Origin of the sequence: Streptomyces sp. NPDC002825 (assembly GCF_040295385.1) — a bacterium.
Taxonomy (GTDB): domain Bacteria; phylum Actinomycetota; class Actinomycetes; order Streptomycetales; family Streptomycetaceae; genus Streptomyces.
On record NZ_JBEOVH010000035.1, the window covers coordinates 1 to 24,578 of the forward strand.

The window sequence follows — 24,578 nt, forward strand, 5'->3', positions numbered from 1 at the left end:
GGAGCACCTCCTCCTGGTGGGCCAGCGGCGGAACGTCGAGCTCCAGGTCATGCCTACCGACTGCGAGGACAACGCGGGTGTGAACGGCCCCTTCACGGTCGTCACGCGCAAGGACGGCAAGAAGTTCCTGTACGTCGAGGCACAGAACACCAGCTCCTTGACCACCGACCCTGAGCAGACCGTTCTCGCTGCAGCCCGCTATGGGATCATCCGGTCGCAGGCTCTCGCCCCGCGAGAGTCACTGGCGTTCATCGAGAAGTTGCTGGGAGAGCTATGAACAACGCTGAGCCCCTCGCCTGGTTCAAGAGCAGCTACAGCGGAACCGAGGGCGGCCAGTGCATCGAGGTCGCGACCGGCTCGGGAACCGTGCACGTCCGGGACTCCAAGGACGTGAGCCGCCCGGCCCTCCGGGTCTCGCCCGACGCATGGGCCGGTTTCATCGGGCTCGCCTCGGCCGAGTAGTACAGCCCGCCGTTGTACGTGTGAGAGCCCTGCCCGTCCGAGCCGGACGGCAGGGCTCTCCGGCTGGATGATCTACGCCCCGGGGCGGTATGCCTCCAGGCGGTCGGCCAGTTCCACGGGGTGACCGAGCATGGGGCAGTGGTCACCGGGCATCTCGTCGGGTGTGATGCCCAGGCGTTCCCGCACGATCCGGCGCATGTACGCGGCGGGGAAGAAGCGGTCGTCCCTGGCCAGGAGGAACTTCGTGGGCACATCCGGCCACGCGGCCAGTGGCCATGGCTTCTTGAGCGGCGTGGCCGATTGCGTGCGCGTGTGCTTCTGGGCCTCGGCGGCCAGAGCCGGCGGGGTGTCGTGGTGGAACAGGGCGACGTCGTCCTCCGGGTCGCCGCCGTCGCGTCCGTCCTGTTCGCGCCTGGCCTGCTCGTAGCCGGTGTTGGCCCACCACTCGCCCGGACTCTCGCCCGGTGCCGGGATCTGCGCCTGCAGCATCACCAGCACGTCCGCCCGCACGCGGCCGCACACCAACGGTGCGGTGAACCCGCCGAAGGAATGGGCCACCAGGATCAGATCGGTGCGATCGCCGATGGGCCTCGACCACGGCGTCGGCGTACTCGGCCAGACCGGCCGAGTCGTCGTCGCAGGGCAGGTCCACCGCCACCACGTCATGGCCCCGCCTGAGCAGCTCGGCCTCCAGCAGGTGCCAGTACCAGGGGTCGGACGCCGCACCGGGAATCAACACGTACGTTGCCATCGTCAGCGACCTCTCCGCAGCGAACACGGCGCCTCGGCGCCTTCGTTTTCAGCAACTGAGGTTGCTCAGGTGCCGGTGGAGCTCCTTGTGTCCTTCCGGGTCGGGGTGCAGACCGTCGACGAGCAGGTGGGGTCGGTCGCGGAGCGGCTCCCACATGTCGAGGAAGTCGATGTGGTTGTCCTCGCACCAGGTCTGCAGGATGGCACGCAGCGCGAGCGCCCGCTCCGTGGTGAAGCGGAGGCCCTCGTAATCGCCGAGCCGTGTCTCGTCGACCCAGACCGGTCCGACCACGACCATGCGCGCGTTGTGCTGCCGGGCTGTCGCGGCCAGCGAGGCGAGAGGGCCGTCGACGTGCGGCAACGCGTCGCGGTCGGTGTCCGACGCGGCGACCGGCAGGGCCGAGTCGTTGATCCCGGCGGCCACGACGAGCGTGTCGGGGTGGCGGGGAGCCAGGAGCGGCGGAGTCTGCTCGCCGACGTCGGCCAGGCTGCTGCCGGGGATGGCCAGGTTGAAGACTCGGTGCCGGGTCTCGTTCGCCGCGATGTGGGCAGCCGAGAAGTGCGCGGCCCAGCCTCCCTGAGCATCGCAGCGTCCGTACGCGATGCTGTCGCCGACGATCACGACACGTGCCGCCGCGCGCAGCGCCCGCGCGTCCAGGTAGGCCCACGCGGTCTCCCCCGAGGTGAGGAGTACGCGCCGCCGGGCGTAGTCGTCCACCTCGTAGTCGTCGGCGGCGGCCAGCTCCCGGTCGCTCAGACGCAGGACGGCGCCCTCGACCGTGGCGCCGAGCTTCCGCTCCAGCGTCAGGTGCACGTCCTGCCCGCTGGTGGCGATCACGGACTCGTCGGTGATGGTCAGGGGCCTGGTCGTGTAGCCGGCCAGTGACGCCGCGGTCGTCGGTACCGTGCGACCGAAGAGGGCGGTCTGGACCTGCTGGTCCAGCAGCGTGCCGAAGGAGAACAGAGCGTGGGGGCGCGGCTCGGTCACGTCGTGGCCTTTCAGTCAGAATGATCGAAATTCAGCCTATCGGCCCCAACAATCTCGCCACGGGCCGCTAAGCCAGCCGGGCCGCCAAGCCAGCCGGACCGCCAAGCCGCCCGGACCGCCAAGCCGCCCGGACCGCCAAGCCGCCCGGACCGCCAAGCCGCCCGGACCGCCAAGCCGCCCGGACCGCCAAGCCGCCCGGACCGCTAAGCCGCCCGGACCGCGAGGCCGACCGAGATCGCGCAGACCGCGAGGCCCGTGACCAGGGCGCGGGCCGGGACGGTCAGGCGGCGGACGGCGGGCGTGCGGAGAAGGGCGATCGGTACGGCCGCGACGGCGAGGCAGATCGGCACCCAGCGGAGCGGGAAGCCGTCGGTCGGTCCCGCGTCCGCCTCCGCCCACAGGGCCAGGAACGCCAGAAGGAAGAGCAGCAGGAGGGCGATGGCCCACAGCACGCCGGCCATCACGGCGAGGCCGGTTCCGCGGGGGCGTGGTGGTGCCGGGCGGGCGGGGCCGTAGAGGGTGCGGTACGTGTCGGGGTTCACGGGCTGCTCCTTCGGCTGAGGTGAACCCATCGTGGGGTCCCGGGCGCCGTCGGGGCGTGGGTGTGCGTGCTCAGTACCGGGCGGGCCCGTACTCAGTCGTCCTCCTTCAGGACGGGGAAGCGGCGCGGGGCCAGGGTGAGGAGGGCCAGGAGCGCGAGGGCCGCCGCGCCCGCGGCGCCCAGGTAGACCCAGTCGACGGCCGCGTCGACCGCTCGGCGGATCCGGTCGGTGGAGGTCAGGGCGCGGGCCAGGGTGTCGAGGTCGGTGTCGGCGCCGAGGCGGGCCGCGAGGACCCCGTTGGCGATCGCGCCGAACAGTGCCGCGCCGACGCTCTGGCCGACCTGGCGGCAGAAGAGGACCGAGGCCGTCGTCGTGCCCCTCTCCCCGTACGGGACGGTCGACTGCACGCCGACGATCAGGGGCAGTTGGAAAAGGCCGAGGGCTCCGCCGAGCAGCAGCATCAGGAGGGCGGGCTGCCAGGGTTCGCCGGGGAACGGCAGGAACGGGAACGCCAGGAGGAGGAGCACGGCCAGGGAGATGCCCAGGATCGCCGTGAGGCGGAAGCCGATGCGGGTGTAGACCCGGTTCGAGAGCGCCGCCGTGATCGGCCAGCTCAGGGTCCATGAGGAGAGGACGAAGCCGGCGGCTATCGGGCCCAGGCCGAGGACCGACTGGGCGTACGTCGGCAGGAAGACCGTCGGGGCGACCATCAGCAGGCCGAGGGCGCCGAGGGACAGGTTGACGGCGGCGATCGTGCGGCGGCGCCAGACCCAGCCGGGGATGATCGGCTCGGCCGCGCGCCGCTCGACGACGACGGTGAGGGCGGCGAGGGCGGCGGCTCCGCCGAGGAGGCCGAGGGACGGGGCCGAGAGCCAGGGCCAGGCGACTCCGCCCTGGACGAGCGCGGTGACGAGTACGGCTCCGGTGGCGAAGATCGCGAGGGCGCCGGCCCAGTCGATGCGGACGGGGTCGCGGGGGGCCGTACGGGCGGGTTCCACCAGGTGGCGGGTGATCAGCCAGAGGGCGAGCAGGCCCACCGGGAGGTTGATGAGGAAGATCCAGCGCCAGTCGGCGTACCCGGCGAGGAGGCCGCCCATGGCGGGGCCTGCGATGGAGGAGGCGGCCCAGACGGAGGAGAGGCGGGCCTGGATCTTCGGGCGTTCCTTCAGCGGGTAGAGGTCGGCGGCGAGGGTCTGGACGGTGCCCTGGAGGGCGCCGCCGCCGAGGCCCTGGACGATGCGGAAGGCGATCAGGGAGGCCATGTTCCAGGCGGCGGCGCACAGCACGGAGCCGATGAGGAAGAGGACGGTTCCGGCGATGAGGACGGGCTTGCGGCCGAAGGTGTCGCTGAGCTTCCCGTACACGGGCAGGGTGACGGTGACGGCGAGCAGATAGCCGGAGAAGAGCCAGGAGAAGACGGACAGTCCGCCGAGGTCGCCGACGATCTGCGGGACGGCGGTGGACACGATCGTGCCGTCGAGGGCGGCGAGCCCCATGGCGAGCATCAGGGCGGCCACGACGGGCCCGCGGCGGGCGGTGGCGGAGGCGGGGGGTGCGGGCGCCGGATCGGCTCCCGTCCGGGTCGTCGACGGTTCCGTCACCGCGCACCATTCCTTTCTTCGTACACCTAAAGATGCGCGGACAGGGTCTCACCCGACGGGTGGCGGCGGGTAGTCGTCGACGGTCACGGAGTCGTGGAGGCGTGCGCTCCTGGTGGTGAGGCGGATGAGGGCACGGCCGGGACCCGGGGGCAGGGCGGAGATCAGGCGGGCACCCTGGGTCAGTCCCCACACGCCGAGGCGGGTCGTGGGGACCAGGGTCTTCGCCGCGCTCAGCGCGGCCGCGCGGCTGCCGTCCGCGTACTCCCTCATCGCGCGCTCGTATGCGGGGAAGGCGCGCTCGTGGTCGCCGCCGGCCCGGGCCAGCTCTCCGGCGAGGACGTACGCGCCGACGACGGCCAGGGTGGTGCTGCCGCCGACGGCCGGACCGGGGCAGTAGCCCGCGTCGCCGACGAGCGTCACCCTCCCCTGCGACCAGGTGTCCATGCGGAGCTGGGTGATCGAGTCGAAGTAGAACGCCGGGGTGCGGTCGAGCTCGTCCAGCCAACGGTCCACGTCGGGGTGCATGCCGGTGAACGCGCCGCGCAGCAGCTCCTTCTGCCGGGGCACGTCGCGGTGGTGGCAGTCGAGTGCGCGCTCGCTCCGGAACAGGAACAGCGCCCGCGCGTCGCCGAGGTGCCGCGCGCCGTACATGCCGGCGGTACGGCCGACGCCGACGTGCATGAGGAGCTCGCGGTCGAGGCCGGCGGAGTTCGGCAGGGTCAGCACCCCGAAGTGGGCCCCGATGAAGGCGGTGGAGCGGGACTCCTCGTCGAAGGTGAGGCGGCGCACGGTGGAGTGCAGTCCGTCCGCGCCGACGACGAGATCGAAGCGGCGCGGCGCGCCGTTCTCGAACCGCACGTCGCCGTCGGGCGAGATCGCGGTGACCGAGTCGCCGAAGACGTACTCGACGTCGTCGCGCGCGGCGTCGTAGTAGATCGCGCTCAGGTCGTCGCGCATGATCTCGACGTGCCGGTCGGAGGCGGCGCCGAAGATCCTGGAGAGGTCCGCCCGGACGGGACGCCGTGAGCCCTCCCGGTGGACGGTCATCCGGTTCGTGCCGGTGGCCCGCTCCTCGACGCGCGGGAGCACGCCCATCCTCTCCGAGACGAGCACCGCGGGCCGGAACAGGTCGACCGCGTGCCCGCCGGCCCTGCGCAGGGCCGGCGCGCGCTCGACGACGGTGACGGAGAAGCCGTGCCGGGCGAGCCAGTAGGCCAGCACCGGACCGGCGACGCCCGCGCCGGAGACGAGGATCCGCATGGCACGCCTCCCTTTCACGGTGTTCGCGGAAGTTGTCATGGGCCCACCGTCTCCGCCGGTGCCCGTCGGCGGATTGGACGAATGTTCCGCTCGGGCGGCTCACGTAGCACCATGGGAGGGATGCAGACGTTCAGGCACGGTGCGGCCGAGTGGGGCGTCGCCTGCCCGCGGCGGCCGAGCAGGGTCGCCGGAGTCACCATGGCCGGGTTCCGGGTCGGTGACCTGGACGCGCTCCGGATGGTGCCGCACCCGGCCGTGACGCTGGTCCTGGAGTTCGGCGCCGGCCCGCCCGTCCTCGACTGTGTCTCCGGGCAGCAGCGCGGGTGCGTCGTCGCCGGGCCCGGGCTCGGATCCGGAGGCACGGTCCGGGCGCGAGGAGAGAACGTCGAGTGCGTGCAGGTCCGCCTGTCCCCGGTGGTCGCGGGCGCGATCCTGGGCGTCTCCCCCGCCGAACTCGACGGCGCCGTCGTGCCCTTGGACGCCCTGTGGGGCCGGGAGGTGTCCGGGATCCGGGAGCGGCTCGGCGAGGCCTCGTCCTGGCAGGAGCGCTTCGCACTGACGGACGCGCTGCTCGCCCGCCGGCACGAGGCGGGACGGCCGGTGGACCCGGAGGTGGCCCGGGCCTGGCACCGCATCGTCGGCAGCCGTGGCCTGACCCGGGTGGACGGCCTGGCCGCCGAGGTCGGATGGAGCCGGAAGCGGCTGTGGTCCCGGTTCCGGTCGCAGCTCGGCCTGCCGCCCAAGAACGCCGTGAAGCTGGTCCGCTTCGACCACGCCGTCCACCTCCTCGTCGCGGGCGAGGGCGTGGCCCGCGTCGCGGCCGACACCGGCTACGCCGACCAGTCCCATCTGCACCGGGACGTCAGGGCGTTCACCGGGGCGACGCCCGTGACCGTGGCGGACGAGCCGTTCCTCGCCGTCGACGCCCTGGCATGGCCGAGCCGCGGAACCGCCTGGTCCCCCCACCTCAGGGTTGAGAACCCCTAGGGGTCTCTCCCCCATGCGGCCCAGGGATCGTTCGTACCGGCGGAGGACGAGAGGCAGGGGTGGCCGGTTCTTAACTGGAACCTACAGACCCACCCACCTTCCCAAGGAGAAATCCGTGACTTCGGCTGTGACCATCCCCAGGCACGGGGGTACTGGCGAGGGGACGGCCGTCGCGGCGCGGGCGCGGCAGGTCGTGAAGGCGTACGGCTCCGGGGAGACCCGGGTCGTCGCCCTCGACTCCGTCGACGTGGACATCGCCCGCGGGAAGTTCACCGCGATCATGGGCCCCTCGGGTTCCGGCAAGTCGACCCTGATGCACTGCCTCGCCGGGCTCGACACCGTCACCAGCGGGCAGATCTTCCTCGACGAGACCGAGATCACCGGCCTCAAGGACAAGAAGCTCACCCGGCTGCGCCGGGACCGGATCGGCTTCATCTTCCAGGCGTTCAACCTGCTGCCCACCCTGAACGCCCTCGAGAACATCACGCTGCCGATGGACATCGCGGGCCGCAAGCCGGACGCCGAGTGGCTGCGGCGGGTCGTCGACACCGTCGGCCTGTCCGAGCGGCTGGGGCACAGGCCGAACCAGCTCTCCGGCGGCCAGCAGCAGCGCGTCGCCGTCGCCCGCGCGCTCGCCGCCCGCCCCGAGATCATCTTCGGCGACGAGCCGACCGGAAACCTCGACTCGCGGGCCGGCGCCGAGGTCCTCGGCTTCCTCCGCGCCTCCGTGGACCAGCTCGGGCAGACCATCGTCATGGTCACCCACGACCCCGTCGCCGCCTCCTACGCGGACCGGGTGCTCTACCTGGCCGACGGGCGGATCGTGGACGAGATGGAGCGGCCCACCGCCGAGGCCGTACTCGACCGGATGAAGGACTTCGACGCGCGCGGGCGGACGTCATGACCGTCCTCAGGACCTCGCTGCGCAACTTCCTCGCGCACAAGGGCCGCATGGCGCTCTCCGCCGTCGCCGTCCTGCTCTCCGTCGCCTTCGTCAGTGGGACCCTCGTCTTCACCGACACCATGAACACGACGTTCGACAAGCTCTTCGCGTCGACCGCCTCCGACGTCACCGTCAGCCCCAGGAGCGCGGGCGGCAACGACGAGACCCCGCAGAGCGGCCGACCCGAGTCCCTCCCCGCCTCGCTCGTCGAGCGGGTCCGGAAGGTCCAGGGCGTCAAGGACGCGCAGGGCTCGGTCACCTCCCTGAGCGTCACCGTCGTCGACGGGCACGACAAGAACGTCGGCCCGACCGGCGGCGCGCCGACCATCGCCGTCAACTGGAGCCCGTACGAGCTGCGTTCGGTCGAGCTGGCCTCCGGTCACGAACCGCGCGGGCCCACCGACGTCGTCGTCGACGCCGGCACCGCCGAGAAGCACCACCTGAAGATCGGCGACACCCTGCGCACGATCGCCGTCACCGGTGACCTCACCGCGAAGATCTCCGGCATCGTCGAGTTCAAGGTCACCAACCCCGGCGCCACCGTCGTCTACTTCGACACCGCCACCGCACAGCGCGGACTCCTCGGCAAGGAAGGCCTGTTCACCCAGGTCATGGTCGACGCCAAGCCCGGCGTCACCGACGAGGCCCTCAAGGCGGACGTGGCCGCCGCCCTCGGCGCCGACGCCAGGAACTACAAGCTGCACACCGCCGCCGAGGTCGCCGACGCGGGCCGCGAGGACGTCGCCGGCTTCCTCGACGTCATGAAGTACGCGATGCTCGGCTTCGCCGGGATCGCCTTCCTCGTCGGCATCTTCCTCATCGTCAACACCTTCTCCATGCTGGTCGCCCAGCGCACCCGCGAGATCGGCCTCATGCGGGCCATCGGGTCGAGCCGCACGCAGGTGAACCGTTCCGTCCTCGTCGAGGCGGTCCTCCTCGGCCTCGTCGGCTCGGTCGCCGGCGTCGCCGCGGGCGTCGGCCTCGCCGTCGGGCTCATGAAGCTCATGTCCTCGATGGGCATGGAACTCTCCACCCGCGACCTCACCGTCGCCTGGACGACCCCCGCCATCGGCCTCGCCCTCGGCACCGTCGTCACCGTCCTCGCCGCGTACATCCCCGCCCGCCGGGCCGGGAAGGTCTCCCCGATGGCCGCCCTCCGCGACGCGGGCACCCCCGCCGACGGCAAGGCGGGACGGGTACGGGGCGTGCTCGGGCTCGTCCTCACCGGCGCCGGAGCGGCCGCCCTGGTCGCCGCGGCCCGCGCCTCCGAGGCCAAGCCCGGCTCCCTCTGGCTCGGCCTGGGCGTCGTCCTCACCCTCCTCGGCTTCGTCGTCGTCGGCCCGCTCCTCGCCGGCGTCGTCGTCCGCGTCCTCGGCGCCGTCGTCCTGCGGATCTTCGGCCCCGTCGGCCGCATGGCCGAACGCAACGCGCTGCGCAACCCGCGCCGCACCGGCGCCACCGCCGCCGCCCTGATGATCGGCCTCGCGCTCGTCGCCGGCCTCTCCGTCGTCGGCTCCTCGATGGTCGCCTCGGCCACCGAGGAACTCGACCGCTCCGTCGGCGCCGACTTCATCGTGCAGTCCGGCACCGGGCAGCCGATCGTGCCGCAGGCCCAGGCCGCGCTGGAGAAGACCCCCGGCCTGGACCACGTCACCGAGTACAAGTGGGTCGACGCGAAGATCACCGACCCGCGGGGGAAGACCACCACGGCCGACCTGGCCGCCACCGACCCCACGTACGTGAAGGACCTGCGGCGCGAGACCACCGCGGGCACGCTCACCGACGCGTACGGCGAGAACGCGATGTCCGTCGGCAGCGAATACGCCACCGGGCACGGCGTGAAGGTCGGCGACGTCCTCACCGTCGCCTTCAAGGGCGGCGACACCGTCAAGCTGAAGGTCGCGGCGATCACGGCGGACACCGGGCAGGTCGACAAGGGCGCGATGTACACGAACGTGTCCACCGTCGCCCGCCACCTGCCCGCCGAGCGGGTGCCGAACAGCCTGCTCATCCTCGCCAGCGCCAAGGACGGCCAGGAGGACGCGGCGTACCAGGCGCTCAAGGACGCGCTCGCGCCGTACCCGCAGTACAAGGTCAGCAACCAGGCCGACTACAAGGAGGAGCTGCAGAACCAGGTCGGTCAGCTGCTCAACATCGTGTACGGGCTCCTCGCGCTCGCGATCGTCGTCGCGGTCCTCGGCGTCGTGAACACCCTCGCGCTCTCGGTGGTCGAGCGGACCCGCGAGATCGGCCTCATGCGGGCGATCGGGCTCTCGCGGCGGCAGCTGCGGCGCATGATCCGCCTGGAGTCGGTGGTCATCGCCCTCTTCGGCGCGCTGCTCGGCCTGGGGCTGGGAATGGGCTGGGGCACGGCGGCCCAGAAGCTCCTCGCGCTGGAGGGGCTCGGGGTCCTGGAGATCCCGTGGCCGACGATCGTGACGGTCTTCATCGGCTCGGCGTTCGTGGGGTTGTTCGCGGCGCTGGTCCCGGCGTTCCGCGCGGGCCGAATGAACGTCCTGAACGCCATCGCGACGGACTAGCTGCGCCGCCGCCCCGTTGTGGGCATGCGTTCCGCCGGGGCGGTGCCCACCCGCAACGGAGCGGCGCTCACGCCCGTTGTGGGCAATCGTTCCTCCCCCAGACTTCGTCCGGGAGGTGCCCCCAGGGCGGAACGGGTGGGCACAACGGAACGGCGCCCTTGCCGGCGCCAGAGGCTCCCGGGCCTGGACCCGCACCCTGTGCACTGGTGGTGCGGGTCCAGGCGCGTAAGGCGGAGGCGCCGCTGAAGGGCGCCGTCCCGTGTGCCCACCCTCCCCCAAGCTCTCGGCTTCGCTCGAGCAGGGGGGACCCCCATCGCCCCTTGCGGGACGATTGCCCACACGGGCCGGGGCACCGCCCAGGAGGGTGCGGGCCCAAGCCCGCGCGGGCCCAAGCCCGTCGTGTTTCGGGCGCGGGGGTTCAGGGCGCGTCGTAGGCTGGTCGCACCGGGCCCCGGCGTCCGGGACCACCCGGCCCGTGAGACGTGTCGGGCTGTTCGCGTTGCCCGCCCGCCCCCCGTCGTACGAACCCGGGATGGAAGAAGGTCCATGAGCCTGCACGGTCTGCTCGATGTCGTCGTCAAGGACGCCGCCCTCGCCGAGGCGGTGAAGGCCGCCGCCGACGGGAACCGTCCGCACGTGGACCTGGTCGGGCCGGCCGCCGCGCGCCCGTTCGCCGTGGCCGCGCTCGCCCGGGACTCGGGCCGGCCGGTGCTGGCGGTGACGGCGACCGGCCGGGAGGCCGAGGACCTCGCCGCCGCGCTGCGGTCCCTGCTCGACCCGGACAGGGTCGTCGAGTACCCCTCCTGGGAGACCCTGCCGCACGAGCGCCTCTCGCCCCGCTCGGACACGGTCGGGCGCCGGCTCGCCGTGCTGCGGCGGCTCGCGCACCCGAGCGAGGACGACCCGGCCGCAGGCCCCGTCTCCGTCGTCGTCGCGCCCATCCGTTCCGTACTCCAGCCGCAGGTCAAGGGGCTCGGTGACCTGGAGCCGGTGGCCCTGCGCAGTGGCCAGACCGCGGACCTGAACGACATCGTCGAGGGGCTCGCGGCCGCCGCGTACTCCCGGGTCGAGCTGGTCGAGAAGCGCGGCGAGTTCGCCGTGCGCGGCGGCATCCTGGACGTCTTCCCGCCCACCGAGGAGCACCCGCTCCGGATCGAGTTCTGGGGCGACGACGTCGAGGAGATCCGGTACTTCAAGGTCGCCGACCAGCGGTCCCTGGAGGTGGCCGAGCACGGGCTCTGGGCGCCGCCCTGCCGTGAGCTGCTGCTGACGGAGGACGTGCGCGAGAGGGCCGCGGCGCTCGCCGAGGAGCATCCCGAGCTGGGCGAGCTGCTCGGCAAGATCGCCGAGGGGATCGCGGTCGAGGGCATGGAGTCCCTCGCGCCGGTCCTCGTCGACGACATGGAGCTGCTGCTCGACGTCCTGCCCAAGGGCTCGATGGCCGTGGTCTGCGACCCGGAGCGGGTCCGTACCCGGGCCGCCGACCTCGTCGCCACCAGTCAGGAGTTCCTCCAGGCCTCCTGGGCCGCCACGGCCGGCGGCGGCGAGGCCCCGATCGACGTGGGCGCGGCCTCCCTGTGGGGGATCGCGGACGTACGGGACCGGGCGCGGGAGCTCGGCATGGCCTGGTGGTCGGTGTCGCCGTTCGCGGCGGACGAGACCGTCGCGGGGGACACCCTGACCCTCGGCATGCACGCGCCCGAGTCGTACCGCGGCGACACCGCCCGCGCGCTCGCCGACACCAAGGGCTGGCTGGCCGACGGCTGGCGCACGGTGTACGTGACGGAGGCCCACGGCCCCGCGTCCCGTACGGTCGAGGTCCTCGGCGGCGAGGGCATCGCCGCCCGCCTGGACGCGGACCTGGCGGAGATCTCGCCGTCCGTGGTGCACGTGGCGTGCGGCTCCATCGACTACGGTTTCGTCGACCCGGCGCTCAAGCTGGCGGTGCTGACCGAGACGGACCTGTCGGGGCAGAAGGCGGCCGGCAAGGACGGGCAGCGGATGCCCGCCAAGCGGCGCAAGACGATCGACCCGCTGACCCTGGAGGTCGGCGACTACATCGTGCACGAGCAGCACGGCGTCGGCCGGTACGTCGAGATGGTGCAGCGGACCGTGCAGGGCGCGACCCGCGAGTACCTCCTCGTCGAGTACGCGCCCGCGAAGCGCGGCCAGCCCGGCGACCGGCTGTACATCCCGACCGACCAGCTGGAGCAGGTCACCAAGTACGTGGGCGGCGAGGCGCCGACCCTGCACCGGCTCGGCGGCGCGGACTGGACGAAGACGAAGCAGCGCGCGAAGAAGGCCGTCAAGGAGATCGCGGCCGACCTGATCAAGCTGTACAGCGCCCGTATGGCCGCCCCCGGTCACGCCTTCGGCCCGGACACGCCGTGGCAGCGGGAGCTGGAGGACGCCTTCCCGTACGCGGAGACGCCCGACCAGCTGTCGACGATCGCCGAGGTGAAGGAGGACATGGAGAAGACGGTCCCCATGGACCGTCTGATCTGCGGCGACGTCGGCTACGGCAAGACGGAGATCGCGGTACGGGCGGCCTTCAAGGCGGTCCAGGACGGCAAGCAGGTCGCCGTCCTCGTCCCGACGACGCTGCTCGTGCAGCAGCACTTCGGCACGTTCAGCGAGCGGTACTCGCAGTTCCCGGTGAAGGTGCGGGCGCTGTCCCGGTTCCAGACGGACACCGAGTCGAAGGCGACGATGGAGGGGCTGCGGGAGGGCTCGGTCGACGTCGTCATCGGCACCCACCGCCTCTTCTCCTCCGAGACGAAGTTCAAGGACCTGGGCCTGGTCATCGTCGACGAGGAGCAGCGCTTCGGCGTCGAGCACAAGGAGCAGCTGAAGAAGCTCCGGGCCAATGTCGACGTGCTGACCATGTCCGCGACCCCGATCCCGCGCACCCTCGAGATGGCGGTGACGGGGATCAGGGAGATGTCGACGATCACGACGCCCCCCGAGGAGCGGCACCCGGTCCTCACCTTCGTCGGGCCGTACGAGGAGAAGCAGATCGGCGCCGCGATCCGGCGTGAACTCCTGCGCGAGGGCCAGGTCTTCTACATCCACAACCGGGTCGACTCGATCGACCGGGCGGCCGCGCGCCTGCGGGAGATCGTGCCCGAGGCGCGGATCGCGACCGCGCACGGCCAGATGTCGGAGCAGGCCCTGGAGCAGGTCGTCGTCGACTTCTGGGAGAAGAAGTTCGACGTGCTGGTGTCGACGACGATCGTCGAGTCCGGCATCGACATCTCCAACGCCAACACGCTCATCGTGGAGCGCGGCGACAACTTCGGCCTGTCGCAGCTCCACCAGCTGCGCGGCCGTGTCGGTCGAGGCCGCGAGCGGGGTTACGCGTACTTCCTGTACCCGCCGGAGAAGCCGCTCACGGAGACCGCGCACGAGCGGCTCGCGACGATCGCCCAGCACACCGAGATGGGCGCCGGCATGTACGTGGCGATGAAGGACCTGGAGATCCGCGGCGCGGGCAATCTGCTCGGCGGCGAGCAGTCCGGTCACATCGCGGGCGTCGGCTTCGACCTGTACGTACGGATGGTCGGCGAGGCCGTCGCCGACTACCGGGCCTCTCTGGAGGGCGGTGTCGAGGAGGAGCCGCCGCTGGAGGTCAAGATCGAGCTCCCGGTCGACGCCCACATGCCGCACGACTACGCGCCGGGCGAGCGGCTGCGGCTCCAGGCCTACCGGTCGATCGCCTCGGCGAACTCGGAGGAGGACATCAGGGCCGTACGCGAGGAGCTCACCGACCGGTACGGCAAGCTGCCCGAGCCCGTGGAGAACCTGCTCCTGGTCGCGGGCCTGCGGATGCTCGCGCGCGCGTGCGGGGTCGGCGAGATCGTCCTGCAGGGCTCCAACATCCGTTTCGCGCCGGTGGAGCTGCGCGAGTCCCAGGAGTTGCGCCTCAAGCGGCTCCACCCGCGCTCGGTGATCAAGCCGGCCGTGCACCAGATCCTGGTGCCGCGCCCGACGTCCGGGAAGATCGGCGGGAAGCCGGTGGTGGGCCGTGAACTCCTCGCGTGGACGGGCGAGTTCCTGACGACGATCCTCGGGGGCTGAGGGCGTACGGCGGCGCTCCCGGGGGGCGCCGCCGTACCGCTGTCACAGCTCGTCGATGTCGAGCGCCCCGGCCATGGCGCGGTAGCCCGCGTCGCCCGGGTGGAGGTGGTCGCCGGAGTCGTACGCGGGGAGGATGCGGTCCGGGTCGGCCGGGTCGGCGACGGCGCGGTCGAAGTCGACGACGGCGTCGTAGGCGCCGGAGGTGCGGACCCAGTCGTTGAAGGCGTCCCGCTTGGCCTCGTTGACGGGCGTGTCGTAGAAGGAGCCCTTGATCGGGGTGAGGGTGGCGCCCACGACCTTGAGGCCCTTGGCGTGGGCCTCGGCGATCAGGGTGCGGTGGCCGGCGATCAGCTTCTCGACGGAGACCTCGGGGGTGGGGCCGCCGGGGAAGGCCGGTCCGCTGCCGCCGAAGTCGTTGATGCCTTCGAGGAGGACGACGGTCCGCACGCCGTGCTCGGTGAGCACGTCCTTGCGGAAGCGGCTGAGGGCCTTCTCGCCCGCCCAGGTGGTGTCGTTGACGACCTCGTTGCCGCCGATGCCGTGGTTGAGGACGGCGCGGGGCCGGCCGGAGGCGGCGATGCGCTCGGCGAGCTCGTCGGGGTAGCGGTTGTCGGCGTCCGGGGTGGAGCCGACGCCGTCGGTGATGGAGTCGCCGAAGGTGACGATGCCGTCGCGGCGGGCGGTGTCGCGGCCGCCGGTGACCTCGACGCCGGAGAGGAAGTACCAGGAGCTGCTGGTCTCCTGGAAGGCGGCGCCGGAGAGGTCGGCGCGGTGGTCGCCGGTGGCGCGGTAGCTGGTGGCCGAGGCGAAGGAGTGGAAGGTCGCGGGGCCGGTCGGGCCCGCGAGGTAGAGGGTGACGGTCAGCTGCTCGAAGGCCTCGACGGGGAGGTTCACGGCGTCGCTGAGGAGGGTCTCGCCGGCCGGGATCGTCACGGACGGCCGGTGGTCGAAGCGGAGCGTGCGCACGGAGCCGGGCACGACCGCGCTGCGGGCCTTGTCTCCGGGGGCGGTACGGGCGACGGTCGCGCCGGTGATCCGCAGCGGGCCGGTGCCGTAACGATTCGTCAGCTCGATGCGGGTCCGGGTGCCGGCGGCGGTGACGCGGACGACTTGTCGGACCGTCTGGTTCTCGAAGCCCTGCTGCGACCAGTTGGGGCCGAGCGGCGCGGCCGCCGACTGCGGGGACGCGGCCCATGCGCCTCGCCAGGCGGGGCCGTTGGGGCCGTGGTGGCCGCTGTCGGCGAGCGCGGTGGGCGCCAGCGCCAGCGTGGCGGTGGTGAGGAGGGCGAGCGCGGAGCGGCGGAGGGTGTTCGAGGTTCGCATGCTTTCGTCAATTACGCGCTGACGCGGGCTATTCCCGTTCCCCGGTGGGAAGTTGGGGCGCGCCGCCGCCGGAAAGGAGTCCGGTGAGCGAGCGGAAGTACTCCTCGGGGTCGCGGTCGCCGACAGCGTCCCGCACGTTGTGGGTGAGGAGCAGGGTCGCGAAGCCGTGGGCGAGCGACCAGGCGGCGATGCCGGCCGTACGGGCGTCGGGGACGGCGCCCAGGTCGGCGACGCCCGTGCGCAGTTCGGCGGAGGCGCGCTCCTTGGCGGCGAGGAGGTCCGGGTCGTCGGCGCGCAGCAGCTCGGGCTGGAACATGACCTGGAAGTGCGCCGGGTGCTCCGTCGCGAAGCGGACGTACCGCACGCCGCGTTCGCGCAGCCCGGCCGTTCCGGCGAGGGCCTCGGCGAGGAGTTCGTAGCCCTCGGCGGCGATCGCGGTGAGCAGGCCGGTGCGGTCCTTGAAGTGGTGGGCGGGGGCGGCGTGCGAGACGCCCGCGCGGCGGGCGAGGTCGCGCAGGCTGAGCGCCCCGGGTCCGTCGGTGGCGATCACGTCGAGGGCGGCGGCGAGGACGGCCTGCCGCAGCTCGCCGTGGTGGTAGGTGCTCCGGCTCGTCGTCATGGCTGCAGCCTAGCCGCTATCTAGTCATTGACAAGTTCCCGCGCCGGGATGCAATCTAGTCACCGACAAGATGTGGATGAAGCCGGGAGGACCTCGTGGACACCGCTCGCGTACGTCAGATGTGGCACCTGCTCGAACCCCTGCACGCCGTGCTCTACTACGCCCCCGAGGCCTTCGAGGAGGCCGCCGCCCTCGGCTACGAGACCGCCGACCGCTGGCCCTCCTACTTCGCCTGGCGCGCCGCCGCGCTCGGCCCCGCCGGACCGGTCCGCGTCGCCTCCGCCTTCTACAGCTTCAGCCCCGGGGCGGTCGCCCGGCACGTCCCCGCCGCCTGGGAGGTCGCCGCCCCCGCCGACGTGCTCGCCGCCCGGCTCCGCGCCGTCGACCGCACCTACCGGACCCTCCTGGGACAGGAGACGCTCGACAGCCCCGCACTGGCCGAGGCGGCCGCGCTCGCCCGCCGCGCCGCCGAGGCGGCCGGCCTCGAAGGCCGCCCGCTCGCCGCCGCCCACGCCGAGCTGCCCTGGGCCGACGCCCCGCACCTCGTCCTCTGGCAGGCGGCGACGATCCTGCGCGAGCACCGGGGCGACGGCCACATCGCCGCCCTGGTCGCCGCCGGCCTCGATCCGGCCGAGTCGCTCGTCTCCTTCGCCGCCGTCGGAGCCGCCCCGGAGCCCGTCTTCCAGAGCCGCGGGTGGAGCCCTGCCGCCTGGGCCGCCGCCCGCGAGCGCCTCACCGCCCGCGGCCTCCTCGACCCCGAGGGAACCGTCACCGAGGCGGGCCGCGCCCTGCGCGACGAGGTCGAGCGCCGCACGGACGAGCTGGCCGCGGGCCCCTGGGAGGCCCTCGGCCAGGAGGACACCGCCAGGCTCGCCGACCTGCTGGGCGGACCCTGGCTCACCGTCATCGGCTCCGGCCTGCTGCCCGCCGAGAACACCCTCGGCATCGGCAAGATCTGACGCGACCTCACCTCCCGGGCCCTCGGGCCCGTCCGATTCGGGACCAAAGATCCGAAGGGCCCGCATCGCTCGGCCTAGGATCCCAGGGTGCTGACACGTCGAACGCTCCTGCCCGCCGCCCTCGCCGCCACCGCCGTCCTCACGGCCGGCGCCTGTTCACCGGCCGGAGGCGGCGAGCCGTCCGGCGGCGCGGCCGGGAGACCCGCCGCACGCGGGACGGCGCTCGCCGCGGTGGACACCCTCACCGTCAAGGGCCGCGCCCCGAAGACCGGCTACGAGCGGGAGAAGTTCGGCCGCGCCTGGGCGGACGTCGACGGGAACGGCTGCGGAACCCGCGTTATCTCTATGCTTCGCCGGGTGGCTGAGGCATTTACGCAGCTCATGCAGGGGATGGTGAGTTGTGCTTACTGAGAGGCACATGAGTCACAAGAGGGTGGGTGGCGTGCGCTTCCTCCGTGCGGTGACGGTGGCGACGGCTGGCGTGCTTCTCGTGTCGGGATGCGGGGGTCTCGGCGATGACGGCTCCTCCGCGGGGCCCGGACCGGCTCCCGGTGGGCGGGTGGTCAGCCCGCTCAAGAACCCGGACGGTACGAAGCCAGGGCTCGCGCCCCTGACGACCGCGGAGGACAGGGCCGAGGCCCGCAAGCTCATCGAGGAACTGTCCACGAAGGGGCGGGGGCCGAAGACGGGCTACGACCGCGACAAGTTCGGCTATGCATGGATGGACACGGCCGATGGGGTGCCGCTCGCGAGGAACGGGTGTGACACTCGAAACGATCTCATTCGCCGCGATGGCCAGAAGCTTCGTTTCCGAGCCGGCTCCGACTGCGTCGTGATCGCCATGACGCTTGACGACCCGTACACCGGGACGACCATCGAGTGGCGCAAGCAGCAGGCCTCCGAGGTGCAGATAGACCACGTGGTGCCGCTGTCGTACAGCTGGCAGATGGGTTCGTCTCGCTGGCCGAAGAGCAAGCGCGAGCAACTCGCCAACGACGTGCTCAACCTGATCCCGGTCCAGGGCCGAGCCAACTCGGCCAAGGGCGATTCCGGACCGGCGTCCTGGCTGCCTCCGGACAAGCAAGTCAGGTGCTCCTACGCGGTCCGCTTCGCACAGGTGGCCCACAAATACGACCTTGCGGTGACGAGAGCGGACAAGGCGACGATGCTGAAGCAGTGCGAAGACTGATTGCGATGTCGGAGGCGGTGACTAGGGTGCACTGCCGTGGACGCTGCTGATCTTGACTACCGGACCCGGACGTTGTCCGGCTGCATTCCTCCGCTCCTGGTCACCCGACTTCTCGAGCTGGGCCACACGGAGGAGGTGGAGTTCCAGGCCCGCCGTGGGGAGTGGTTCTGCGCGCGGGAGTGGGCGCGGCTGCTCGGCGACCAAGGTCGGCAGGCCGAGGCGTTGGAGGTGCTTGCTCCGTACGTCGCCACGGGCTGGTGGCCGGCCGCCCAGGCCCAGGCGGAACTACTGGAGAGCTGGGGGCGGGCCGAGGAGGCGATCGCGCTGGCCCGGCCGTACGCGGAGGTCGGAGGGCTTCCGCTCGAGTTCTTCGCGCGGCTGCTTGCCCGGCACGGACGTACGGACGAGGCGATCAGTCGGCTGAGCGCCGGGGTGGAGGACTGGTTCCTTGCCACCGCCCTGGTCGACATCGCCGAGGGAACAGACCGGGACGCAGACATCGCCGCGCTGCTGGCCGCCCGGATTCCGGACCAGCACCGGTGCGACAGCCCATGGTGCTGCCGAGGCCTCGAACCCGACACGGCGATCGGGCTGCTTGCCACGATCCGCGAACGTCAGGGCCGCGTCGACGAAGCGATCGCCCTGCTGCACACCCGGCAGCACATCACCTCCGTCAACAATCACGACCAACTGGCCGACCTGCTCGCGAGACACCATCGGATCGAGGAACTGCGGGCCTACGCCACGTCCGAGCACCACGGACACGCTGCGCAGTGCCTGGCCGACGTGCTGGCGGAACGCGGCGACGTGGAAGGAGCGATCGCCGCCTACCGGACGTTCGGCGCTTCACGGGAAGGCCTGTGGAACGTGGCCGTCCCTCTGACCCGACTTCTGGTCCGGCACGGCCGCAGCGACGAGGCGATCGAGGTGATGCACACGCTCGCCGACCAGGTCGGCGCAGAGGACTGGATCGTCGACACGCTGTGCGGCCTGTACGCCGACCACGGCCGGGCTCAGGACGGCCTGGCCTACCTCGACGCACTTGAGGCGCGCCGCGGAGGCGAGGAGGAGTGGGACTTCTTCAGGCTGCGGCTTCGGCTCATGGCCGACTGCGGCCTGCTCGACGAAGCGATCGAGCAGGCGCGGACGCATGCCCAGGGCGACGCCTCGTACGCGGCCGGGACCATCTCCGGCCTTCTGGCCAAGGCCGGTCGGGTCGAGGAGGCCGTCGCTGTACTCGAACCGCATGCCTTCGCCAACCGCAGTTCTCTGGCTGGGCACCTCATCGAGTTGGGCCGCGTCAAGGACGCCGTGGTGCTCCTTCAGCAGCGCAATCCGGAGCCGGTCGCACCCGGTGAAGAAGAAGTACGGCGTGTGGGTGACGGCGGGGGAGCGGGACGCGATGAAGCGGGTCCTCGGGACGTGCCCGCAGGAGAGGCTGCCGTAGAAAAACGATTGGGCTGGTCGTGAACGGTCTCTAACCTGGCCCCATGGACCTGAACATATCGACCCTCGCCGAACGTCCCGAGCTCGAAGGGGCGATGTGGTCCATGAAGGACCTCTGGCCCGAGTTCATGATGTACGACCCGGTCGGCTGGGCCAACATGGGCCGGATCGTCCGGGAGTTCCCGGAGTTCGTGCTCGTCGCCACCGACGCCGGGGGCGCGGTCGTCGCCCGCGGCTTCAGCGTGCCCTTCGCGCTCGACGTGGAGGGCCGTCGCGAGCTGCCCGCCCGCGGCTGGGACGAGGTCCTCAACTGGGCCTTCTCCGACCTGCGGCACGGCCGGGACGCCGACACGGTGAGCGCGATCGAGATCACCGTCGACCTCGGCCACCTCGGCAAGGGCATCTCGCACACGATGCTCGCCGCCATGCGCGCCAACGCCGGCAAGCGCGGCTTCGCCGAACTGGTCGCCCCGGTCCGCCCCAACGGCAAGCACCTGGAGCCCGAGGCCTCCATCCACGAGTACGCCTTCCGTACGCGTGAGGCCGACGGCCTGCCGCACGACCCGTGGCTCCGCGTCCATGTGCGCGCGGGCGGCGTGATCGAGGCGGTGGCCCCGGCGTCGATGACCGTCTCCGGCTCGCTTGAGCAGTGGCGCGCGTGGACCGGGCTGCCGTTCGACGCGGACGGGCCGGTCGAGGTCAAGGGCGCGCTGGTCCCGGTGCACTGCGAGGCCGCGCGCGGCTACGCGGTGTACGTGGAGCCCAATGTGTGGGTGCGCCACCGCACCTGACGTCCTACCCGCACGTGAGAGAGGGCCGTTCCCCCCCCGGGTGACGGCCCTCTCGCACGTGTCGCTCAGCACGCGTCGGTCAGTCGGTCTCGACGATGTCCTTCGCCGCCGGGGCTTTCGCCGCGACCGGCTTGCCGTAGTGGGAGAAGGTGATCGTCCCCGGCTCCTCGCCGCCCTTCGTGACGATCCGCAGCACGTACGGAGTGCCCTGCGTGGCCACGTAGACCGTGTTGGTCTCGCCGTCGTCGCCCGGCTCGGTGAGGGCCAGGGCCTTCTGGCCGCCGACGGTGGTCTCCGCCCCCTTCACGATCCCGCTCGCGCCCTGCTCGAACCCGCCGAGGAGCTCCTTCAGGTCGCAGAGCTCCACCATGCCCTTGTTGTCGGGGTCGGAGAGGGCCCCCTTCAGCCAGCGGCCCTTGAGCTCCTTGACCGTGGCGTCCTGCGCCTCCGGGCCCTCCTCCTTGACCTGCTCGCGCAGGAAGGCCTCGTCGAAGCGCATGTAGACGGTCTTGTCGTCGGTCTTGAGCAGTTCGACCGTGCTGGCCGCGCCCATGGTCAGGGTGCCGGTGCAGCGGCCCCGGGTGTCGAGGGACAGATAGGCCTTGAGCGGCTCGACGGGTCCCTGTTCGTCGACGTCCACGGTCAGGGACGTCGCGCTCCTCGTCGCCGCGAAGGCCTTGTCGACGATCTGCGATCCGGTCAGCTCCCCGAAGGGCCCGGCCGGCTTCGCGTCGTCCGTGGAGGGGCCGCAGGCGGTGGCCCCGAGGGTGAGGGCGGCGCTCAGGACGGTGACGAGGGCGGTCCGGCGGGGGGCGGCATGCATGGTGGTGTCTCCGGGAGGGGTTGTACGGGGGGTGGGGCCCCGAAGGGCCCCGGTCCTTGGGGTGCGTGGTGCGGGTCCGGCCTGGGTCAGCCGATCTTCAGCTCCCACTGGGAGGCGTCGTAGTCCCAGCCCGGGTTGACCTCGACGGTCAGGTTCTTGGCGTCCTTGGGGGCGTCGAAGGCGACGGTGACGGTGGCCTTCTTGCCGGGCATGATCGTGCCTTCGAAGCCCGCACCGACCTTGTCGTCGTAGATCTCCTCGGCCGCGACGCCGTTCTTGCCGGCGGTGGCGCTCAGGCTGACCAGGGAGGTGTCGAACTTCTCCTTGCTCTTGTTCTCGATGACGACGGTGACCTGGTACGCCTTGTTGCCCTTGGTGTGGCCCGAGGCGAACTCGCCGGGGGAGTACGACTTGGGGTCGGAGACCGTGACCGTGAGGTCGTCGTCGTAGACCGCGCTGTCGCCGTCCGCCAGGCCCGCGCCCTTGTTCTTGCCCGCCTTGCCGGCGTCGGCCGCCGGGGCCTTGCTCGCCGGGGCGGAGCTCGACGGGGCGGTGTCCTTGATGGACTTGTCGATCTCGTCGACCGCGTCGCCGACGGCGGTGACCACGATGACCAGGCCGACCACCGAGAGGACCAGGGACGCGAGGCCCAGGATCACGCCGGTGAGCGCCACGCCCTTGTTGTTCGCCTCGCCGCGCTTCACACGGCCCTTGCCGACGAGACCCAGGATCAGGGCGATCAGGCCGAGGATGCCGGCCAGCCAGAAGAAGAGCGGGATGAAGCCGGAGATCGTGCCGATGATGCCGAGGATCAGGGCCGTGGTGCCGAGACCGTTGCGCATGACCTGCGGGGCGGCGGCAGGCGGGACCTGGGTGTCGTACGACATGGGTGTGTCCTCCCGGACGATGGCGATGTCTGGTGCGATGGGTCAATCACAGCAGAGCCTGTGAACCGAGTCAACACGGTTCACGGAAAATGGGTCGACTCACACTGTGAAGTGGTGCGGCGCGTGTTCCTCGCTAGGATTGGTGTCACAGCCAGAGGGCGAGCCAGGGGAGTTGGGTCACGTGCCGGAGAACGAAGCAGCGGCGGGTGCGGAGCAGCCGGGCGGTACGGCCGACGCGGGTGCCGGGGCCGAAGAGAACGCCGCCGACACGAACGCCGCCGAAGCGAACACCGCCGATCCGGCCGCCGAAGCGAACACCGCCGAGGTGACCGCCGCCGGGATCGCCCGGCTCGCCGGGGTCGGCAGGGCCGCCGTGAGCAACTGGCGGCGCCGCCATCCCGACTTCCCCAAGCCCGTCGGCGGCACGGAGACCAGTCCCTCCTTCGCCCTCGCGGACGTCGAGCGCTGGCTCCGCACCCAGGGCAAGCTGGCCGAGGTCCCGCTCAAGGAGCGCGTCTGGCAGCAGATCGCGGGCCACCCGGCCGGCGCCGTCACCGCCCTCGTCCACGCGGGCTGCGCCCTCCTCCTCGTACGGGACAGGTCCGCGGCCTGGCCCGCGCTCGCCGAGCTCTCCGACGAGCGGCTCGCGGAGGTGCTGCCCGTCGCCCTGGAGGAGACGCTCACCGAGCGCCTCGGCCCCGGGCGGGCCGTCCTCACCCCCACCAGCGCCGCGCTCGCCGCCTCCGTCCCGCTCCTGCGCGGGGCCGCCGAGCTGGCGGCCGGGACCGGGGTGCGCGGGGCCTTCGAGTTCCTGCTCGGCCGTCACCTGGACGCCAACCCGCGGCAGTACACCCTCACCCCGCCCGGCCCCGCCGCCCTCATGGCGGCGCTCGCGGCGGCCCCGAGGACGGGGCGCGGCGGAGTCCCGCTCACCGTCCTCGACCCCGCCTGCGGGACCGGCGGCCTGCTCAGCGCGGTCGAGCTCCCCGGCGCCGTCTGCGGCCAGGACGCCGACCACGACCTCGCCGCGCTGACCGCCCTGCGCCTGGCGCTCGCCAGCGACGCCGACATCCGCGTCCGGTCCGGCGACAGCCTGCGCGCCGACGCCTTCCCGACGCTCGCGGCGGACGCGGTCCTGTGCCACCCGCCGTTCAACGAGCGGAACTGGGGCCACGACGAGCTGGCCTACGACCCGCGCTGGGAGTACGGCTTCCCGGCCCGTACGGAGTCCGAACTCGCCTGGGTCCAGCACGCCCTGGCCCGTCTGCGCCCCGGCGGCACCGCCGTCCTCCTCATGCCGCCCGCCGCCGCCTCCCGCCGCTCCGGCCGCCGCATCCGCGCCGATCTGCTCCGCAGGGGCGCCCTGCGCGCGGTGGTCGCCCTCCCGGCCGGCGCCGCCCCGCCGTACGGCATCCCGCTCCACCTGTGGGTGCTGCGCCGGCCCGTCCAGGGCGAGCGCCACACCGGCGAACTCCTCCTCGTCGACGCCGCGTCCGAGCAGTCGGGTCCCGGCCGGGAGGGCCGCGACCGGCTCGACTGGCCCGCCGTCCACTCCGCCGTACTGGACGCCTGGACGCCCTTCGACCGGGACGGCACCCTCGCCGGGACCCCCGGGGCGAGCCGTTCCGTGCCGGTCATCGAGCTCCTCGACGACGACGTCGACCTCGCCCCCGCCCGCCACCTCCCGCCGCCGGCCGCCGCCGAGGGCGCGGTCCAGCTGGCCGGGGTGCGCGAGCGGCTCACCGAGACGCTGCACCGGACCCGTGAACTGACCCCGCCGCCGGTGACCGACCCGGGCTCCGGGACCGGGCCCGGCCGGCCCACGACCACCGTCGGCGAACTCGCCCGCGCCGGAGCGCTCGCCCTGCGCGCGGGCGGCACGGGCACCGCCCCCGCCGGCGCACCGGTCGCCGTCCTCACCGACCACGACGTCCTCGCCGCCCAGCCGCCCTCCGGGACGCTGCCCGACGGCCCGCCCGAGGAGCCCGTCCTCCTCGCCGCCGGGGACGTCGTCGTCCCGGTCCTCGGCGGCGGCGCGGCCGTCCGGGTCGTCGACGCCTCGGCCGAGGGCGCGGCGCTCGGCCGGAACCTCCAGCTGCTCCGGCCCGATCCGGCGGCCCTCGACCCCTGGTTCCTGGCCGGTTTCCTGCGGGCCACCGCCAACACCCGGCAGGCCAGCAGCTACGCCTCCACCGCGACCCGGCTCGATGTCCGCCGCCTCCAGCTGCCCCGGCTGCCGCTGGCCGAACAGCGCAGGTTCGGCGAGCGGTTCCGGGCGCTCGCCGAGTTCGAGGAGTCGCTGCGGCTCGCCGCCCGGCTCGGCGACCAGCTGGTCCAGGGCCTGTACGACGGCCTGGCGGACGGCACGGTGGCCCCGTAGTCCGCCGCTCG

At 72.4% G+C, this 24,578-nt stretch carries 22 protein-coding genes; 11 read left to right on the forward strand and 11 right to left on the reverse strand.

Annotated elements, in window-relative coordinates:
- Nucleotides 1-277: Scr1 family TA system antitoxin-like transcriptional regulator (locus ABT041_RS32650; RefSeq protein ID WP_351191312.1), on the forward strand; the 277-nt coding region annotated here is incomplete at its 5' end.
- Nucleotides 274-462: a DUF397 domain-containing protein gene (locus tag ABT041_RS32655; protein WP_351191314.1), complete on the forward strand. Its 189-nt coding sequence runs from the start codon at nt 274-276 to the stop codon at nt 460-462. The genes ABT041_RS32650 and ABT041_RS32655, both read left to right, overlap by 4 nt.
- A gap of 72 nt (nt 463-534) precedes the next feature.
- Here the strand turns inward: ABT041_RS32655 and ABT041_RS32660 are convergent, their stop codons facing one another.
- From ABT041_RS32660 to ABT041_RS32680, 5 genes are all read right to left on the reverse strand, one after another.
- The gene (locus tag ABT041_RS32660; RefSeq protein ID WP_351191316.1) at nt 535-1,128 is read right to left on the reverse strand and encodes an alpha/beta hydrolase; all 594 of its coding nucleotides are present in this window, start codon (nt 1,126-1,128) and stop codon (nt 535-537) included.
- A 133-nt stretch (nt 1,129-1,261) separates the two neighbouring features.
- Nucleotides 1,262-2,200: a GDSL-type esterase/lipase family protein gene (locus ABT041_RS32665; RefSeq protein WP_351191318.1), complete on the reverse strand. Its 939-nt coding sequence runs from the start codon at nt 2,198-2,200 to the stop codon at nt 1,262-1,264.
- Nucleotides 2,201-2,403: 203 nt separating this feature from the next.
- Nucleotides 2,404-2,742: a hypothetical protein gene (locus ABT041_RS32670; protein ID WP_351191320.1), complete on the reverse strand. Its 339-nt coding sequence runs from the start codon at nt 2,740-2,742 to the stop codon at nt 2,404-2,406.
- Between the two features lie 92 nt (nt 2,743-2,834).
- Nucleotides 2,835-4,343 carry an MFS transporter gene (locus ABT041_RS32675; protein ID WP_351191322.1) on the reverse strand — a complete coding sequence of 503 codons (1,509 nt, stop codon included), beginning with the start codon at nt 4,341-4,343 and terminating at the stop codon, nt 2,835-2,837.
- A gap of 48 nt (nt 4,344-4,391) precedes the next feature.
- Complete coding sequence (locus tag ABT041_RS32680) at nt 4,392-5,603, reverse strand: FAD-dependent monooxygenase (RefSeq protein ID WP_351191324.1); 1,212 nt, start codon at nt 5,601-5,603, stop codon at nt 4,392-4,394.
- A gap of 120 nt (nt 5,604-5,723) precedes the next feature.
- On the opposite strand from ABT041_RS32680, the gene ABT041_RS32685 reads away from it, so the two are divergent.
- From ABT041_RS32685 to mfd, 4 genes are all read left to right on the forward strand, one after another.
- Nucleotides 5,724-6,590, forward strand: coding sequence for a helix-turn-helix domain-containing protein (locus ABT041_RS32685; protein WP_351191326.1), 867 nt, complete (start codon nt 5,724-5,726; stop codon nt 6,588-6,590).
- A gap of 115 nt (nt 6,591-6,705) precedes the next feature.
- Entirely contained in the window at nt 6,706-7,494 is a 789-nt protein-coding gene (locus tag ABT041_RS32690) for an ABC transporter ATP-binding protein (protein WP_351191328.1), read from the forward strand.
- Nucleotides 7,491-10,073 carry an ABC transporter permease gene (locus ABT041_RS32695; protein ID WP_351191330.1) on the forward strand — a complete coding sequence of 861 codons (2,583 nt, stop codon included), beginning with the start codon at nt 7,491-7,493 and terminating at the stop codon, nt 10,071-10,073. Before ABT041_RS32690 ends, ABT041_RS32695 begins: the two co-directional genes overlap by 4 nt.
- A gap of 546 nt (nt 10,074-10,619) precedes the next feature.
- Nucleotides 10,620-14,150 carry a transcription-repair coupling factor gene (gene mfd / locus ABT041_RS32700; RefSeq protein ID WP_351191332.1) on the forward strand — a complete coding sequence of 1,177 codons (3,531 nt, stop codon included), beginning with the start codon at nt 10,620-10,622 and terminating at the stop codon, nt 14,148-14,150.
- Nucleotides 14,151-14,192: 42 nt separating this feature from the next.
- Here mfd and ABT041_RS32705 read toward each other — a convergent pair whose 3' ends face one another.
- Both ABT041_RS32705 and ABT041_RS32710 read right to left on the reverse strand, forming a co-directional pair.
- Entirely contained in the window at nt 14,193-15,473 is a 1,281-nt protein-coding gene (locus tag ABT041_RS32705) for an SGNH/GDSL hydrolase family protein (RefSeq protein ID WP_351191334.1), read from the reverse strand.
- 28 nt (nt 15,474-15,501) lie between these two features.
- Nucleotides 15,502-16,092, reverse strand: coding sequence for a TetR/AcrR family transcriptional regulator (locus ABT041_RS32710; protein WP_351191336.1), 591 nt, complete (start codon nt 16,090-16,092; stop codon nt 15,502-15,504).
- Between the two features lie 119 nt (nt 16,093-16,211).
- Between ABT041_RS32710 and ABT041_RS32715 the strand changes: the two genes are divergently transcribed.
- The 3 genes from ABT041_RS32715 (at nt 16,212) to ABT041_RS32725 (ending at nt 18,240) form a co-directional block, all read left to right on the forward strand.
- Nucleotides 16,212-17,051: an SCO6745 family protein gene (locus ABT041_RS32715; protein ID WP_351191477.1), complete on the forward strand. Its 840-nt coding sequence runs from the start codon at nt 16,212-16,214 to the stop codon at nt 17,049-17,051.
- An 87-nt stretch (nt 17,052-17,138) separates the two neighbouring features.
- The gene (locus tag ABT041_RS32720; protein WP_502976641.1) at nt 17,139-17,462 is read left to right on the forward strand and encodes a hypothetical protein; all 324 of its coding nucleotides are present in this window, start codon (nt 17,139-17,141) and stop codon (nt 17,460-17,462) included.
- Between the two features lie 7 nt (nt 17,463-17,469).
- Complete coding sequence (locus tag ABT041_RS32725) at nt 17,470-18,240, forward strand: HNH endonuclease family protein (RefSeq protein ID WP_351191338.1); 771 nt, start codon at nt 17,470-17,472, stop codon at nt 18,238-18,240.
- 285 nt (nt 18,241-18,525) lie between these two features.
- On the opposite strand, the gene ABT041_RS32730 is transcribed toward ABT041_RS32725, so the two are convergent.
- Together ABT041_RS32730 and ABT041_RS32735 are read right to left on the reverse strand one after the other, a co-directional pair.
- Complete coding sequence (locus tag ABT041_RS32730) at nt 18,526-19,005, reverse strand: hypothetical protein (RefSeq protein WP_351191340.1); 480 nt, start codon at nt 19,003-19,005, stop codon at nt 18,526-18,528.
- An 81-nt stretch (nt 19,006-19,086) separates the two neighbouring features.
- Entirely contained in the window at nt 19,087-19,488 is a 402-nt protein-coding gene (locus tag ABT041_RS32735) for a hypothetical protein (RefSeq protein ID WP_351191342.1), read from the reverse strand.
- A gap of 242 nt (nt 19,489-19,730) precedes the next feature.
- Between ABT041_RS32735 and ABT041_RS32740 the strand changes: the two genes are divergently transcribed.
- Nucleotides 19,731-20,477, forward strand: a complete 747-nt coding sequence (locus tag ABT041_RS32740; protein ID WP_351191344.1) for an N-acetyltransferase — start codon at nt 19,731-19,733, stop codon at nt 20,475-20,477.
- Nucleotides 20,478-20,556: 79 nt separating this feature from the next.
- On the opposite strand, the gene ABT041_RS32745 is transcribed toward ABT041_RS32740, so the two are convergent.
- Together ABT041_RS32745 and ABT041_RS32750 are read right to left on the reverse strand one after the other, a co-directional pair.
- Nucleotides 20,557-21,300 carry a hypothetical protein gene (locus tag ABT041_RS32745; protein ID WP_351191346.1) on the reverse strand — a complete coding sequence of 248 codons (744 nt, stop codon included), beginning with the start codon at nt 21,298-21,300 and terminating at the stop codon, nt 20,557-20,559.
- An 86-nt stretch (nt 21,301-21,386) separates the two neighbouring features.
- Nucleotides 21,387-22,187, reverse strand: coding sequence for a DUF4190 domain-containing protein (locus ABT041_RS32750; RefSeq protein ID WP_351191348.1), 801 nt, complete (start codon nt 22,185-22,187; stop codon nt 21,387-21,389).
- Between the two features lie 325 nt (nt 22,188-22,512).
- Here ABT041_RS32750 and ABT041_RS32755 point away from each other — a divergent pair, with 325 nt between their 5' ends.
- The gene (locus ABT041_RS32755) at nt 22,513-24,567 is read left to right on the forward strand and encodes an N-6 DNA methylase (protein ID WP_351191479.1); all 2,055 of its coding nucleotides are present in this window, start codon (nt 22,513-22,515) and stop codon (nt 24,565-24,567) included.
- Nucleotides 24,568-24,578: the final 11 nt, after the last annotated feature.